Origin of the sequence: Escherichia sp. Lx600-2, assembly GCF_036662595.1 — a bacterium.
Taxonomy (GTDB): Bacteria; Pseudomonadota; Gammaproteobacteria; order Enterobacterales; family Enterobacteriaceae; genus Escherichia; species Escherichia coli.
In genome coordinates this window covers 34,298-49,102 of the sequence record NZ_JAYQWM010000020.1, presented here as the reverse complement: position 1 = coordinate 49,102, position 14,805 = coordinate 34,298, and the positions used below count along the sequence as shown (strand labels likewise).

Genomic DNA, 14,805 nt, shown 5'->3' with positions numbered 1-14,805 from the left:
CTTTTACCTCTTACGCCAGACGCGGGTTAACTTTATCTGCATCGATGTTGAATTTGGCGATTGCGTCAGCAACCACTTTCTTATCGATTTCGCCACGTTTAGCCAGTTCGCCCAGCGCCGCAACCACAACATAAGAAGCATCAACTTCGAAGTGGTGACGCAGGTTCTCACGACTGTCGGAACGACCGAAGCCATCAGTACCCAGTACGCGGTAGTCGTCAGCCGGTACGTAAGTACGGACCTGCTCAGCGAACAGTTTCATATAGTCGGTAGATGCCACTGCCGGAGCGTCGTTCATCACCTGAGCGATATACGGAACGCGCGGAGTTTCCAGCGGGTGCAGCATGTTCCAGCGTTCACAATCCTGACCATCACGCGCCAGTTCGGTGAAGGAAGTCACGCTATAAACGTCAGAACCTACGCCGTAATCTTTCGCCAGGATCTCTGCTGCTTCACGGACGTGACGCAGGATAGAACCGGAGCCGAGCAGCTGAACTTTACCTTTGCTACCTTCAATGGTTTCGAGTTTGTAGATACCTTTACGGATACCTTCCTCAGCACCTTCCGGCATTGCCGGCATGTGGTAGTTTTCGTTCAGCGTAGTGATGTAGTAGTAAACGTTCTCTTGTTTTTCACCGTACATACGCTCCAGACCGTCATGCATGATGACAGCAACTTCGTAAGCGTAAGCCGGGTCGTAAGAGATACAGTTCGGAATAGTCAGCGACTGAATGTGGCTGTGACCATCTTCGTGCTGCAGACCTTCACCGTTCAGGGTGGTACGACCGGAAGTACCGCCGATCAGGAAGCCACGCGCTTGCTGGTCGCCAGCCGCCCAGCACAGATCGCCGATACGCTGGAAGCCGAACATCGAGTAATAGATGTAGAACGGAATCATCGGCAGATTGTTGGTGCTGTAAGAGGTCGCCGCTGCCAGCCAGGAACAACCTGCGCCCAGCTCGTTGATCCCTTCCTGCAGAATCTGACCTTTCTCGTCTTCTTTATAGTAAGCAACCTGCTCGCGGTCCTGCGGGGTGTACTGCTGACCGTTCGGGCTGTAAATACCAATCTGACGGAACAGACCTTCCATACCGAAAGTACGCGCTTCGTCGGCGATGATCGGTACCAGACGATCTTTGATCGACTTGTTCTTCAGCATCACGTTCAGGGCACGAACGAAAGCGATAGTGGTAGAGATCTCTTTGCTCTGCTCTTCCAGCAGCGCGCCGAAGTCTTGCAGGCTTGGCAGCTCAAGCTTCTCGGTGAAGTTCGGCTGACGGCTTGGCAGATAACCGTGCAGTTTCTGACGCTGTGCGTGCAGATAGGTATGCTCTTCAGAACCTTCCGGGAAGGTGATGTACGGCAGTTTTTCGATATCTGCATCAGACACCGGCACATTGAAACGGTCGCGGATGTGACGCACACCGTCCATGTTCATTTTCTTAACCTGGTGCGCGATGTTTTTACCTTCAGCCGCGTCGCCCATGCCGTAACCTTTAATGGTATGAGCAAGGATTACCGTCGCTTTGCCTTTGGTTTCCTGCGCTTTCTTGAATGCAGCGTAGATTTTCTTCGGATCGTGACCACCACGGTTCAGTGCCCAGATCTGCTCGTCAGTCCAGTCTGCAACCAGTGCTGCGGTTTCAGGATATTTACCGAAGAAGTGTTCACGAACGTACGCACCATCTTTCGATTTGAAGGTCTGGTAGTCGCCGTCAACGGTTTCGTTCATCAGCTGGATCAGTTTACCGCTGGTATCTTTACGCAGCAGTTCATCCCAACGGCTACCCCACATCACTTTGATCACGTTCCAGCCAGCACCTTCGAAGATGCCTTCCAGTTCGTTGATGATCTTGCCGTTACCGGTGACCGGGCCGTCAAGACGCTGCAGGTTACAGTTGATAACGAAGACCAGGTTATCCAGTTTTTCACGGGTAGCGATGGTGATCGCACCTTTGGATTCCGGTTCGTCCATTTCACCGTCGCCGAGGAACGCGTAAACGGTCTGTTTAGAGGTATCTTTCAGGCCACGGTGTTCCAGATATTTCAGGAATTTAGCCTGGTAAATAGCACCAATCGGACCCAGACCCATAGATACGGTCGGGAACTGCCAGAATTCCGGCATCAATTTCGGGTGCGGATAGGAAGAGAGGCCATTGCCGTGAACTTCCTGACGGAAGTTATCCAGCTGCTCTTGAGTCAGACGACCTTCCAGGAAAGCACGAGCGTACACGCCCGGGGAGATGTGGCCCTGGAAGTAAACCAGGTCGCCGCCATCCTGCTCGTTGCGTGCACGGAAGAAGTGGTTAAAGCACACATCATAAATGGTTGCGGAAGACTGGAAGGACGCCATGTGGCCGCCCAGTTCGAGGTCTTTTTTCGACGCACGCAGAACCGTCATGATGGCGTTCCAGCGGATAGCTGAACGAATACGGCGTTCCAGTTCCAGATTACCCGGATACTCCGGTTGTTCTTCAACGGGGATGGTGTTGATGTAGTTGCTGATACCGGTGCCTGCGGCTACGTTGACACCGCCTTTGCGGGCTTCAGCAAGCAGTTGGTCGATCAGATACTGAGCACGCTCAACACCTTCTTCACGGATGACCGATTCGATCGCCTGGAGCCAGTCGCGAGTTTCGATCGGATCCACGTCATTTGGGAAACGTTCTGACATGGGTTATTCCTTATCTATCTAATAACGTTGAGTTTTCTGGAACCTGTCCCATTGAACTCTCGCCGGAAAGCTCAATAAGACAGGTTCTACGTTTAGTTGCCGCGCTTTTATATGCGCTTGATTTACAACATCTTCTGGATAATTTTCACCAGAAAAATCACTAATTCTTTCGTTGCTCCAGACGACGCAGAGAACGCTCACGGCGGCTTTCTTCACGGCTTCTGTCGAGCAAAATTTCTTCGATAAAGGCCAGATGGCGATGCGATGCTTCGCGCGCTTCTTCCGGCTTACCGGCCATAATCGCTTCAAATATGCGGGTGCGGTGACTACTCACCAGCGGCAGCATCTCGCGACGCGAATAGAGCAATTCGAAGTTCTGGCGGACATTCTGGGCCAACATCGGCTCCATACACCTTAGCAGATGAAGCAGAACCACATTGTGGGCCGCTTCGGTGACGGCAATCTGATACTGGAGTACGGCGTTTGATTCCGCGTCCAGATCGCCAGACTGCTGCGCCAGTTCTATGGCGTGGTGGAGTTCACGGATGCGTTCCTTGTCTTCATCGGTACTACGCAGCGCGGCGTAATAAGCGGCGATACCTTCCAGGGCGTGTCGTGTTTCGAGCAAGTCATACTGTGATTCAGGATGGTCGGAGAGCAGCTCCACCAGCGGATCGCTGAAGCTTTGCCATAGGCTGCTCTGGACAAAAGTGCCGCCACCCTGGCGACGAAGCAACAAGCCCTTCGCTTCGAGACGTTGAATCGCCTCACGCAATGAGGGACGGGAGACGTCAAACTGTTTTGCCAGTTCGCGTTCCGGTGGGAGTTTTTCGCCCGGGCGGAGAGTGCCTTCGAGGATCAAAAACTCCAGTTGCTGCTCAATCACATCGGAGAGTTTTGGTTGGCGGATTTTGCTGTAGGCCATGAGTTCCTGTCTTAAGCCACTTGCCGAAGTCAATTGGTCTTACCAATTTCATGTCTGTGACGCTAAAGTAACAAAGTATTCACCTTATGTCCATACAGGTTTTGATTGAAATCATGAAACTGTGCACATTTTAACAACTTGACATATATAACGTTTCAAAGTTGTAACTATGCACAAATGTAGACTTTACGTAGGAAAGGGATTTTTTAACGATTATTAAACTATAAAAATCCGAATTGAACCGATTCACTTACCAATTTTGTGATTTTTAATTCTATTAAAACGAATTTAAATTCATTCTGCATATTGAGAGGGGTTGAGGCTGAGCTTTACAAACGGTTTCTTTTTAAGCAACTCATCTTCAACCATGCATAAAGCGGGTGCATTCGCTGCCGCATACCATTATTCTTGATCTGACGGAAGTCTTTTTGTAACAATTCAAACTTCTTTGATGTAAACAAATTAATACAACAAACGGAATTGCAAACTTACACACGCATCACTGCGTAGATCAAAAAAACAATCACCGCACGAGGTTTCATGATGGAAGGTCAACAGCACGGCGAGCAGCTAAAGCGCGGCCTTAAAAACCGCCATATTCAGCTTATCGCGCTGGGTGGCGCGATAGGGACAGGACTATTCCTGGGTAGCGCCTCCGTAATACAGTCCGCAGGGCCAGGAATTATCCTGGGTTACGCCATTGCTGGTTTTATCGCCTTTCTGATCATGCGTCAGCTGGGTGAAATGGTGGTCGAAGAACCTGTCGCAGGCTCCTTTAGCCACTTTGCTTATAAATACTGGGGCAGCTTTGCTGGCTTCGCTTCTGGCTGGAACTACTGGGTACTGTACGTTTTAGTTGCCATGGCAGAGCTGACTGCTGTGGGTAAATACATTCAGTTCTGGTATCCGGAAATCCCAACCTGGGTTTCTGCCGCCGTGTTCTTTGTGGTGATTAACGCCATCAACCTGACCAACGTAAAAGTGTTTGGTGAGATGGAGTTCTGGTTTGCCATTATCAAAGTTATTGCGGTAGTAGCGATGATCATCTTCGGCGGCTGGCTGCTATTCAGTGGCAACGGCGGCCCGCAGGCGACCGTTAGCAACCTGTGGGATCAAGGTGGTTTCCTGCCGCACGGCTTCACCGGGCTGGTGATGATGATGGCGATTATCATGTTCTCGTTCGGTGGTCTGGAACTGGTGGGGATCACCGCAGCAGAAGCTGATAACCCGGAGCAAAGTATCCCGAAAGCAACTAACCAGGTTATCTACCGCATCCTGATTTTCTATATTGGTTCGTTAGCCGTTCTGCTCTCACTGATGCCGTGGACCCGCGTTACCGCCGATACCAGTCCGTTTGTGCTGATCTTCCACGAGTTAGGCGATACCTTTGTGGCGAATGCGCTGAACATCGTGGTGCTGACTGCGGCGCTCTCCGTGTACAACAGCTGCGTATATTGCAACAGCCGTATGCTGTTTGGTCTGGCACAACAGGGTAATGCGCCAAAAGCGCTGGCGTCTGTCGATAAACGCGGCGTACCGGTTAACACCATTCTGGTGTCTGCACTGGTAACGGCATTGTGCGTACTGATTAACTATCTTGCTCCGGAATCCGCATTTGGCCTGTTAATGGCGCTGGTGGTATCTGCACTGGTGATCAACTGGGCGATGATTAGCCTGGCGCATATGAAATTCCGTCGCGCCAAGCAGGAACAAGGCGTGGTAACTCGCTTCCCTGCTCTGCTTTATCCGCTGGGTAACTGGATCTGCCTGCTGTTTATGGCGGCGGTACTGGTGATTATGCTGATGACCCCAGGAATGGCGATTTCGGTATACCTGATCCCGGTATGGCTGATCGTGTTAGGTATCGGCTATCTGTTTAAAGAGAAAACCGCCAAAGCCGTAAAAGCGCATTAATCTCTCTACGCCCTCACCTGTACACGGTGAGGGCAATAATCTTTACACCAACGCCCCGTAAATCGTCAGTAGCGCAATCACCACCACGACCACGAACGAGGTTTTCTTCGCCATTGAAACCGCTGCCTTCGGCGTCTCCACCTTATCGACATGCGGTTCACGCGCCAGAGAGAACTGCGCCAGACGCGTTAACACCTGATACTGCGAAGTATGGAAATCACCCAGCGAAGCAAACCAGGCCGGTAACGCTTTCTCACAATGACCGATCAAGGCATATACCACACCCGCAAGACGAACTGGCACCCAATCCAGTACATGAAGCACGGCATCAATGCCGGACTGTAAACGATGATGCGGCGTCTGGTATCGCGCCAGCCAGTATTGCCATGCACGCAAGAACGCATACCCCATCAGCGTAACGGGTCCCCAGGTTCCCCCCACAATCAGCCAGAACAGCGGTGCAAGATAAAAACGAAAGTTAATCCACAGCAATGCATTTTGCAGCTCACGCAAATACTCACGTTCGTCGCAGCCTGCCGGGACGCCGTGAATCATGGTGAGTTCGCCAGCCATCGTGGCACGGGCATGGCTATCATTACGTGAAGCAGCTGTCAGATAAGCATGATAATGAAGACGAACTTTACCTGCGCCAATACACAGCAAACCAATCAGCAGCCACACCAGCAGCGTGGGAACGTTGAACAATACTCCCTGCAATGCGCGTAACAGTAAAAAAGTCACGCCCATCGCAATAATGGTCATGCCTAACGTGCGCCCGAGAGAAAAATGTTTCACCCGCCGAAAGAACGCTTCAAGACGATGATCAAGCTGCCAGTGCTCGCCCAACTTAAACAGGCGCTCGAAAATTAACACCAGTAAGGTTGTAAATAGCGTCATGTTGTCTCCTTGCTGACCAGCGCACGAAACCGTGCCCAATCAAATGCAGGGCCGGGATCGGTTTTCCGATCCGGCGCAATATCACAATGGCCCGTCATGTTATTAGCGATATCTGGATAGCGATCAATCAGTGCCCGCGTAACCGCCGCAAGCTGTTGATACTGCGCATCGGTATACGCCAGCGTATCGGTGCCTTCAAGCTCAATCCCAATAGAAAAATCATTGCAGCGTTCGCGCCCCTGATACTGAGAGACTCCCGCATGCCAGGCACGTTTATCGAAAGGAACATACTGGACTATTTCACCATCACGGCGAATCAAACAGTGAGCGGAGACGCGCAAATGGGCGATCTCAGCAAAGAAAGGATGTGCCTGCGGATCAATAGTTCCAGTGAATAATGCGTCGATCCACGGACCGCCAAACTCGCCTGGCGGCAGGCTAATATTGTGCACCACCAGCAGGGTGGGTGTTTCGTCATCCGGGCGGCAATCGTAATGTGGTGAGGGAACGCGGCGCGCGCCAACCAGCCACCCCTGTTCTAACAACATGCAGGATCTCCTTATATGTGGTGCTAATACCCGGTTCAGAGTAGCATGTTTCTACCTTATGATTCGTTAGCTATCTGGAGTTTTAACATGCCGCCTCGCCGCTATAACCCTGACACCCGACGTGACGAGCTGCTGGAACGCATTAATCTCGATATCCCCGGCGCGGTGGCCCAGGCGCTGCGGGAAGATTTAGGCGGAACAGTCGATGCCAACAATGACATTACGGCAAAACTTTTACCGGAAAATTCTCGCTCTCATGCCACGGTGATCACCCGCGAGAATGGCGTATTTTGCGGCAAACGCTGGGTTGAAGAGGTGTTTATTCAACTGGCAGGCGACGATGTCACCATAATCTGGCATGTGGATGACGGCGATGTCATCAACGCCAATCAACCCTTGTTCGAACTTGAAGGCCCATCCCGCGTGCTGTTAACGGGCGAACGCACTGCGCTTAATTTTGTGCAAACCCTTTCAGGAGTTGCCAGTAAGGTACGCCACTATGTCGAATTACTGGAAGGCACCAACACGCAGTTGTTGGATACGCGTAAAACCTTACCCGGTCTGCGTTCAGCTCTGAAATACGCGGTACTTTGCGGCGGCGGAGCGAATCACCGTCTGGGGCTTTCTGATGCCTTCCTGATCAAAGAAAACCATATTATTGCCTCCGGCTCAGTGCGCCAGGCGGTCGAAAAAGCGTCCTGGCTGCATCCGGATGCGCCAGTAGAAGTCGAAGTAGAGAATCTGGAAGAACTTGATGAGGCCCTGAAAGCCGGAGCCGATATCATCATGCTGGATAACTTCGAAACAGAACAGATGCGCGAAGCCGTCAAACGCACCAACGGCAAGGCGCTACTGGAAGTGTCTGGCAACGTCACTGACAAAACACTGCGCGAATTTGCCGAAACGGGCGTGGACTTTATCTCCGTCGGTGCGCTAACTAAACACGTACAAGCACTCGACCTTTCAATGCGTTTTCGCTAATAGCTGACAGATTTATCCGCTCCATACTGGGCGGATAATCTCCCCTTCCCCAACCTTCTTCGTAACGCCTCGCAAATTTCTTGTCTTTCACTGCAACGAAATAAAAAACCTCGGAAGCAGCTTTCCCGTTTCGTTTTTTGCCCCTCGCCTGTGCTGATGGCGTTTGCCAAAGTAGCACCAACCAAATCAAGGAGCGAAACAGATGGACAAGCAACGCGGTTTTACACTTATCGAACTGATGGTGGTTATTGGCATCATTGCCATTTTAAGCGCCATTGGTATTCCCGCTTATCAAAACTACCTGCGCAAAGCCGCACTCACCGACATGCTACAAACCTTTGTGCCTTACCGTACCGCCGTAGAGTTGTGCGCGCTGGAACATGGTGGATTAGATACCTGCGACGGTGGCAGCAATGGCATTCCCTCGCCTACCACCACCCGCTATGTTTCAGCCATGAGTGTGGCAAAGGGCGTGGTGTCGCTGACCGGGCAAGAAAGTCTCAATGGGCTAAGCGTCGTCATGACGCCAGGTTGGGATAACGCAAACGGCGTCACCGGCTGGACGCGCAACTGCAATATTCGAAATGACAGCGCATTGCAGCAAGCCTGCGAAGATGTCTTCCGTTTTGATGACGCCAACTAAGGAACGGCAATGAATATTCCACAGCTCACCGCCCTGTGTTTGCGTTATCAGGGAGTCTTGCTGGATGCCAGCGAAGAAGTGGTTCATGTTGCGGTGGTCGATGCCCCCTCACATGAATTGCTGGACGCATTGCATTTCGCTACCACCAAACGTATTGAGATCACCTGCTGGACGCGCCAACAAATGGAAGGTCACGCCAGTCGCACACAACAGACATTGCCCGTAGCTGTTCAGGAGAAGCATCAGCCCAAAGCAGAGTTGCTGACTCGAACGTTACAATCTGCGCTGGAACAACGCGCGTCTGATATTCATATCGAACCAGCGGACAATGCCTACCGCATCCGCTTGCGTATCGACGGCGTATTGCATCCTTTACCGGATGTTTCACCGGATGCCGGAGTCGCATTAACCGCCAGATTAAAAGTACTGGGAAACCTGGATATTGCGGAACATCGCCTGCCGCAGGACGGGCAATTCACTGTCGAACTGGCAGGAAACGCCGTCTCATTTCGTATTGCGACCTTACCATGTCGGGGGGGTGAAAAGGTGGTATTAAGGTTGTTACAGCAGGTGAGCCAGGCACTGGATGTCAACGCGCTTGGAATGCAGCCATTACAACTGGCGGACTTTGCTCATGCCTTGCAACAACCACAGGGACTGGTGCTGGTAACTGGCCCTACAGGCAGCGGCAAAACGGTCACGCTTTATAGTGCCCTGCAAAAGCTGAATACCGCTGACATTAATATTTGTAGCGTCGAAGATCCGGTTGAGATCCCCATAGCCGGACTAAACCAGACGCAAATCCATCCGCGTGCCGGACTCACCTTTCAGGGCGTTTTGCGTGCGTTATTGCGCCAGGATCCTGACGTCATCATGATCGGAGAGATCCGCGATGGCGAAACGGCAGAAATTGCCATTAAAGCCGCGCAAACCGGTCACCTGGTGTTGTCTACCCTACACACCAATTCCACCACTGAAACGCTGGTACGTTTACAGCAAATGGGAGCCGCCCGCTGGATGCTCTCATCAGCGCTTACGCTGGTAATAGCCCAGCGTCTGGTACGTAAACTTTGCCCACATTGTCGCCGCCAGCAAGGGGAGCCCATCCATATTCCAGACAATGTATGGCCGTCGCCGCTGCCCCATTGGCAGGCACCCGGTTGTGTACATTGCTACCACGGTTTTTATGGTCGCACTGCCTTATTTGAAGTTCTGCCCATAACACCGGTCATACGTCAGCTTATTTCCGCTAATACCGACGTTGAATCGCTGGAAACGCACGCCCGACAGGCGGGTATGCGAACGCTTTTTGAAAACGGCTGCCTGGCCGTGGAGCAAGGCTTAACCACCTTTGAAGAGTTAATCCGCGTACTGGGGATGCCGCATGGCGAGTAAGCAACTCTGGCGCTGGCATGGCATAACCGGCGACGGCAATGCGCAAGATGGGATGCGATGGGCAGAGAGCCGTGCTTTGCTGCTCATGGCACTACAGCAACAGATGGTTACTCCACTAAGCCTGAAGCGAATTGCTATCAATTCTGCGCAGTGGCGAGGAGATAAAAGCGCGGAAGTCATTCATCAACTGGCGACGCTACTTAAAGCCGGGTTAACTCTTTCTGAAGGGCTGGCTCTGCTGGCGGAACAGCATCCCAGTAAGCAATGGCAAGCGTTGCTGCAATCGCTGGCGCACGATCTCGAACAGGGCATTGCTTTTTCCAATGCCTTATTACCCTGGTCAGAGGTATTTCCGCCGCTCTATCAGGCGATGATCCGCACGGGTGAACTGACCGGTAAGCTGGATGAATGCTGCTTTGAACTGGCGCGTCAGCAAAAAGCCCAGCGTCAGTTGACCGACAAAGTGAAATCAGCGTTGCGTTATCCCATCATCATTTTAGCGATGGCAATCATGGTGGTTGTGGCAATGCTGCATTTTGTTCTGCCGGAGTTTGCCGCTATCTATAAGACCTTCAACACCCCACTACCGGCACTAACGCAGGGGATCATGACGCTGGCAGACTTTAGTGGCGAATGGGGCTGGCTGCTGGTGTTGTTCGGCTTTCTGCTGGCGATAGCCAATAAGTTGCTGATGCGCCGACCGACCTGGCTTATCGTGCGGCAGAAATTGCTGTTACACATCCCGATTATGGGCTCACTGATGCGGGGACAAAAACTCACGCAGATCTTTACGATTCTGGCGCTGACACAAAGTGCAGGCATTACTTTTTTACAGGGCGTAGAGAGCGTCAGAGAAACAATGCGCTGCCCGTACTGGGTGCAACTTCTGACACAAATCCAGCACGATATCAGTAACGGTCATCCCATCTGGCTGGCGCTAAAAAATGCCGGTGAGTTTAGCCCGCTCTGTTTGCAATTAGTGAGAACGGGAGAGGCCTCCGGCTCGCTGGATCTCATGTTAGACAACCTCGCCCATCATCATCGGGATAACACAATGGCGCTGGCGGATAACCTAGCAGCCTTACTGGAACCGGCGTTGCTGATCATAACGGGAGGAATTATCGGTACGCTGGTGGTGGCGATGTATCTGCCAATTTTCCATTTAGGCGATGCGATGAGTGGGATGGGATAACGCTGGCGTGTTGCTCCACACCAGCGTTGGGAGATTACAGGTTGTTGAAGATGCGGTTTTCTTGTTCCTGCACACGGATAAATGTGGTGCGCTTGGTCAGTTCTTTCAGGCGTGAAGCCCCAACGTATGTACAAGCTGAACGCAGGCCGCCCAAAATATCACGCGCGGTATTTTCAACCGGGCCTCGCAGCGGCAGCTTAACGGTTTTACCTTCTGCTGCGCGATATTCCGCAACGCCGCCAACGTGACGTTTCATCGCAGACTCGGAGCTCATGCCGTAGAACAGCATAAATTTCTCGCCGTTCTCCTCAACGATGCGACCGCCGCTCTCTTCGTGGCCCGCCAGCATGCCGCCAAGCATGACGAAATCGGCACCGCCGCCAAAGGCTTTCGCGACATCGCCCGGCGTGGTGCAGCCACCATCGCTGACGATCATTCCGCCCAGACCGTGCGCAGCATCGGCACATTCGATTACCGCAGAAAGTTGCGGATAACCGACGCCTGTTTTGACGCGAGTTGTACAAACAGAACCTGGGCCAATGCCAACTTTAACGATATCGGCACCGGAGAGGATAAGCTCCTCACACATTTCACCAGTCACTACGTTGCCAGCACAAATGGTTTTGGTCGGCCACGCTTCACGCGCTTTCGCAACGAACTGTACGAAGTGTTCGGAATAACCATTCGCCACGTCAATACAAACGAAATTTAATGCCGGGTTCAGGTCGAGAATCTGTTTAGTTTTTTCGAAATCCGCATTTGACGTACCGGTAGAAACCATCACATGTTTCAGCACATCAGCGGAAGAATTGTTGATAAACGCTTGCCACTCTTCGACAGAATAGTGTTTATGCACAGCAGTCAAAATATCAAAAGAAGCCAGCGCAGAGGCCATAGAAAATGTGCCTACGGTGTCCATATTTGCGGCGATAATCGGCACGCCGGACCAGCTCTGACCTGAATGTTTGAAGGTGAATTGACGTTCCAGTTCAACATCGGAACGGCTTTTAAGAGTGGAGCGTTTAGGGCGGATGAGAACGTCTTTAAAACCTAACTTCAGATCTTCTTCAATACGCATGTGCGGATTCCTGGGGTTAATGGCTATAAGGGTAAGAGCGCAACTCCAGTGACGCTATCATACGCACTAATCAATGCGGCGCAAGACTGCGAAATTGTCTTTTTTTACGCTACAATCCCATAAATTTACCTGGTAAATAGTGAGCGAACGTTTCATCAATTTCGCTTTCGTGCGCTCATTTTTAACGTTTTGATAATCATGATGAATTCCCGGGAATATAAATTATGAGGTATATAGTTGCCTTAACGGGAGGCATTGGCAGTGGCAAGAGTACCGTTGCCAATGCGTTTGCTGATCTCGGAATTAACGTCATTGATGCCGATATTATTGCGCGTCAGGTGGTTGAACCAGGTGCACCTGCGCTACATGCCATTGCTGATCACTTTGGCGCTAACATGATTGCTGCTGATGGAACATTGCAGCGCCGGGCCTTGCGCGAGCGGATCTTCGCCAACCCGGAAGATAAAAACTGGCTTAACGCCCTGCTGCATCCGCTGATTCAGCAAGAGACGCAACACCAGATCCAGCAAGCAACTTCCCCCTATGTACTGTGGGTTGTGCCATTGCTGGTAGAAAACTCACTGTATAAAAAAGCGAATCGAGTGCTGGTGGTGGATGTCAGCCCAGAAACGCAACTTAAGCGCACCATGCAGCGCGATGATGTAACTCGCGAGCATGTCGAACAAATCCTTGCTGCTCAGGCAACGCGCGAAGCCCGCCTTGCCGTGGCAGATGACGTCATTGATAATAACGGCGCACCGGATGCTATCGCATCGGATGTTGCCCGCCTGCACGCACACTATTTGCAGCTTGCGTCGCAGTTTGTCTCACAGGAAAAACCGTAATGCAGACCCAGGTCCTTTTTGAACATCCACTAAATGAAAAAATGCGTACATGGCTGCGCATTGAGTTTTTGATTCAGCAACTCACCGTTAATTTACCCATCGTTGACCACGCTGGCGCGCTGCATTTCTTCCGTAATGTCAGTGAATTACTGGATGTTTTCGAGCGCGGCGAAGTCCGCACTGAGCTGTTGAAAGAACTTGACCGGCAGCAACGTAAACTCCAGACCTGGATTGGCGTGCCCGGCGTGGACCAGAGTCGTATTGAAGCATTAATTCAGCAGTTAAAAGCGGCGGGTAGCGTATTAATCTCCGCGCCGCGTATCGGGCAATTTCTACGTGAAGATCGTTTGATTGCTCTGGTGCGTCAGCGACTGAGCATCCCAGGCGGCTGTTGCAGCTTTGATTTACCAACATTGCACATTTGGCTGCATCTACCCCAGGCGCAGCGCGACAGCCAGGTAGAAACCTGGATTGCCAGCCTGAACCCGCTTACCCAGGCACTAACCATGGTGCTGGATTTAATTCGCCAGTCGGCCCCCTTCCGTAAACAAACCAGCCTGAATGGTTTTTATCAGGATAACGGTGGCGATGCCGACTTGCTGCGCCTGAATCTGTCGCTCGATTCACAGCTTTATCCGCAAATTTCCGGACATAAGAGCCGTTTTGCCATTCGTTTTATGCCGCTGGACACTGAAAACGGACAGGTACCGGAACGTCTGGATTTCGAACTGGCCTGTTGCTAAGGAGTAAAAATGTCAGAAACTATTACGGTGAATTGCCCAACCTGCGGGAAAACGGTGGTGTGGGGTGAAATCAGCCCGTTTCGGCCATTTTGCTCCAAACGTTGTCAGTTGATCGACCTCGGAGAATGGGCTGCTGAAGAAAAACGAATCCCCAGCAGTGGCGATCTTTCCGAAAGCGATGACTGGAGCGAAGAACCAAAGCAGTGACATTTGTCTGATGCCGCACGTAGGCCTGATAAGACGCGGACAGCGTCGCATCAGGCATCTTGTGCAAATGTCGGATGCGGCGTGAACGCCTTATCCGACCTACAAAAACAAATTTATCAATGAGTTAGAAATCCACGTAGGCCTGATAAGACGCGCCAGCGTCGCATCAGGCATCGTGTGCGAATGTCGGATGCGGCGTAACCGCCTTATCCGACCTACAAAAACAAATTTATCAATGAGTTAGAAATCCCTTTAGGCCTGATAAGACGCGCCAGCGTCGCATCAGGCATCGTGTGCGAATGTCGGATGCGGCGAAAACGCCTTATCTGACCTACAGACGTTTAAGCTTCGCAATTACCGGTTCATTGGCTGGCGGAAAATCATCGGCATTAAGACCGACCAGCGACATCCACTTACCGGGTTGCCCTTCTTTACCCCACGGCTCCCCTTCCCAGCTTTCGACCAGCCAGAACCACAGAGTTATATGCCTGTCCGGGAATTCATATTCCAGTTTTTCAAATAGCGAAAAATGTTGTGGGGTAATCCCGACTTCTTCCTGAAGTTCACGCACCACCGCCTGTTCCGGCGTTTCACCCATTTCAACTTTACCGCCGGGAAACTCCAGTTTATTCGCCATGTGCGCATCTGCTGCGCGACGCGTTATAAAGATTTCATTGTTCTCGTTGCGAATAATACCTACCGCAATTTGCAGCTTTTTCATTGTCTTAAACCTATAAAAAAGGCGCAGAATCCTGCGCCTTTT

General features: G+C 51.6%; 15 protein-coding genes. 8 read left to right on the top strand and 7 right to left on the bottom strand.

Annotated features, from left to right (window positions below; translation table 11 throughout):
* Positions 1–10: 10 nt before the first annotated feature.
* On the bottom strand, positions 11–2,674 hold the full coding sequence (gene aceE, locus OQV04_RS09980; RefSeq protein ID WP_000003820.1) for a pyruvate dehydrogenase (acetyl-transferring), homodimeric type: 2,664 nt from the start codon (positions 2,672–2,674) through the stop codon (positions 11–13).
* A gap of 160 nt (positions 2,675–2,834) precedes the next feature.
* A complete protein-coding gene (gene pdhR, locus OQV04_RS09975) occupies positions 2,835–3,599 on the bottom strand; it encodes a pyruvate dehydrogenase complex transcriptional repressor PdhR (protein WP_000331776.1) in 765 nt (254 codons plus the stop codon).
* 540 nt (positions 3,600–4,139) lie between these two features.
* Here pdhR and aroP point away from each other — a divergent pair.
* Positions 4,140–5,513 carry an aromatic amino acid transporter AroP gene (aroP, locus tag OQV04_RS09970; protein ID WP_000969915.1) on the top strand — a complete coding sequence of 458 codons (1,374 nt, stop codon included), beginning with the start codon at positions 4,140–4,142 and terminating at the stop codon, positions 5,511–5,513.
* A 42-nt stretch (positions 5,514–5,555) separates the two neighbouring features.
* Here the strand turns inward: aroP and ampE are convergent, their stop codons facing one another.
* Positions 5,556–6,410: a beta-lactamase regulator AmpE gene (gene ampE / locus OQV04_RS09965; protein WP_045176705.1), complete on the bottom strand. Its 855-nt coding sequence runs from the start codon at positions 6,408–6,410 to the stop codon at positions 5,556–5,558.
* Complete coding sequence (gene ampD / locus OQV04_RS09960) at positions 6,407–6,958, bottom strand: 1,6-anhydro-N-acetylmuramyl-L-alanine amidase AmpD (protein ID WP_000923726.1); 552 nt, start codon at positions 6,956–6,958, stop codon at positions 6,407–6,409. Before ampD ends, ampE begins: the two co-directional genes overlap by 4 nt.
* Before the next feature lie 87 nt (positions 6,959–7,045).
* On the opposite strand from ampD, the gene nadC reads away from it, so the two are divergent.
* From nadC to hofC, 4 genes are all read left to right on the top strand, one after another.
* Positions 7,046–7,939, top strand: a complete 894-nt coding sequence (gene nadC, locus OQV04_RS09955; RefSeq protein WP_001135168.1) for a carboxylating nicotinate-nucleotide diphosphorylase — start codon at positions 7,046–7,048, stop codon at positions 7,937–7,939.
* Between the two features lie 202 nt (positions 7,940–8,141).
* The gene (gene ppdD / locus OQV04_RS09950) at positions 8,142–8,582 is read left to right on the top strand and encodes a prepilin peptidase-dependent pilin (RefSeq protein WP_032280254.1); all 441 of its coding nucleotides are present in this window, start codon (positions 8,142–8,144) and stop codon (positions 8,580–8,582) included.
* 9 nt (positions 8,583–8,591) lie between these two features.
* Positions 8,592–9,977, top strand: a complete 1,386-nt coding sequence (gspE, locus tag OQV04_RS09945; protein ID WP_112919056.1) for a type II secretion system protein GspE — start codon at positions 8,592–8,594, stop codon at positions 9,975–9,977.
* On the top strand, positions 9,967–11,169 hold the full coding sequence (gene hofC, locus OQV04_RS09940) for a protein transport protein HofC (RefSeq protein ID WP_032280252.1): 1,203 nt from the start codon (positions 9,967–9,969) through the stop codon (positions 11,167–11,169). The genes gspE and hofC overlap by 11 nt, the downstream gene beginning before the upstream one ends.
* Positions 11,170–11,203: 34 nt before the next feature.
* On the opposite strand, the gene guaC is transcribed toward hofC, so the two are convergent.
* Together guaC and OQV04_RS09930 are read right to left on the bottom strand one after the other, a co-directional pair.
* The gene (guaC, locus tag OQV04_RS09935; RefSeq protein ID WP_032222088.1) at positions 11,204–12,247 is read right to left on the bottom strand and encodes a GMP reductase; all 1,044 of its coding nucleotides are present in this window, start codon (positions 12,245–12,247) and stop codon (positions 11,204–11,206) included.
* A 155-nt stretch (positions 12,248–12,402) separates the two neighbouring features.
* Complete coding sequence (locus OQV04_RS09930; RefSeq protein WP_120795372.1) at positions 12,403–12,447, bottom strand: protein YacM; 45 nt, start codon at positions 12,445–12,447, stop codon at positions 12,403–12,405.
* Positions 12,448–12,471: 24 nt separating this feature from the next.
* Here OQV04_RS09930 and coaE point away from each other — a divergent pair, with 24 nt between their 5' ends.
* The 3 genes from coaE to yacG are packed head-to-tail and all read left to right on the top strand — an operon-like array spanning position 12,472 to position 14,042.
* Positions 12,472–13,092, top strand: coding sequence for a dephospho-CoA kinase (gene coaE, locus OQV04_RS09925; protein WP_001269510.1), 621 nt, complete (start codon positions 12,472–12,474; stop codon positions 13,090–13,092).
* Positions 13,092–13,835, top strand: coding sequence for a cell division protein ZapD (zapD, locus tag OQV04_RS09920; RefSeq protein WP_001194734.1), 744 nt, complete (start codon positions 13,092–13,094; stop codon positions 13,833–13,835). Before coaE ends, zapD begins: the two co-directional genes overlap by 1 nt.
* Positions 13,836–13,844: 9 nt before the next feature.
* Positions 13,845–14,042 (top strand): DNA gyrase inhibitor YacG, encoded by a 198-nt coding sequence (yacG, locus tag OQV04_RS09915; RefSeq protein WP_000005042.1) that lies wholly within the window; start codon positions 13,845–13,847, stop codon positions 14,040–14,042.
* A gap of 331 nt (positions 14,043–14,373) precedes the next feature.
* Here the strand turns inward: yacG and mutT are convergent, their stop codons facing one another.
* Complete coding sequence (gene mutT / locus OQV04_RS09910) at positions 14,374–14,763, bottom strand: 8-oxo-dGTP diphosphatase MutT (protein WP_000736046.1); 390 nt, start codon at positions 14,761–14,763, stop codon at positions 14,374–14,376.
* Positions 14,764–14,805 lie beyond the last annotated feature (42 nt).

Coding starts and splice junctions, on each gene's coding strand:
- aceE (WP_000003820.1), bottom strand. CDS start 2,674: ATGTCAGAACGTTTCCCAAATGACGTGGATCCGATCGAAACTCGCGAC.
- pdhR (WP_000331776.1), bottom strand. CDS start 3,599: ATGGCCTACAGCAAAATCCGCCAACCAAAACTCTCCGATGTGATTGAG.
- aroP (WP_000969915.1), top strand. CDS start 4,140: ATGATGGAAGGTCAACAGCACGGCGAGCAGCTAAAGCGCGGCCTTAAA.
- ampE (WP_045176705.1), bottom strand. CDS start 6,410: ATGACGCTATTTACAACCTTACTGGTGTTAATTTTCGAGCGCCTGTTT.
- ampD (WP_000923726.1), bottom strand. CDS start 6,958: ATGTTGTTAGAACAGGGGTGGCTGGTTGGCGCGCGCCGCGTTCCCTCA.
- nadC (WP_001135168.1), top strand. CDS start 7,046: ATGCCGCCTCGCCGCTATAACCCTGACACCCGACGTGACGAGCTGCTG.
- ppdD (WP_032280254.1), top strand. CDS start 8,142: ATGGACAAGCAACGCGGTTTTACACTTATCGAACTGATGGTGGTTATT.
- gspE (WP_112919056.1), top strand. CDS start 8,592: ATGAATATTCCACAGCTCACCGCCCTGTGTTTGCGTTATCAGGGAGTC.
- hofC (WP_032280252.1), top strand. CDS start 9,967: ATGGCGAGTAAGCAACTCTGGCGCTGGCATGGCATAACCGGCGACGGC.
- guaC (WP_032222088.1), bottom strand. CDS start 12,247: ATGCGTATTGAAGAAGATCTGAAGTTAGGTTTTAAAGACGTTCTCATC.
- coaE (WP_001269510.1), top strand. CDS start 12,472: ATGAGGTATATAGTTGCCTTAACGGGAGGCATTGGCAGTGGCAAGAGT.
- zapD (WP_001194734.1), top strand. CDS start 13,092: ATGCAGACCCAGGTCCTTTTTGAACATCCACTAAATGAAAAAATGCGT.
- yacG (WP_000005042.1), top strand. CDS start 13,845: ATGTCAGAAACTATTACGGTGAATTGCCCAACCTGCGGGAAAACGGTG.
- mutT (WP_000736046.1), bottom strand. CDS start 14,763: ATGAAAAAGCTGCAAATTGCGGTAGGTATTATTCGCAACGAGAACAAT.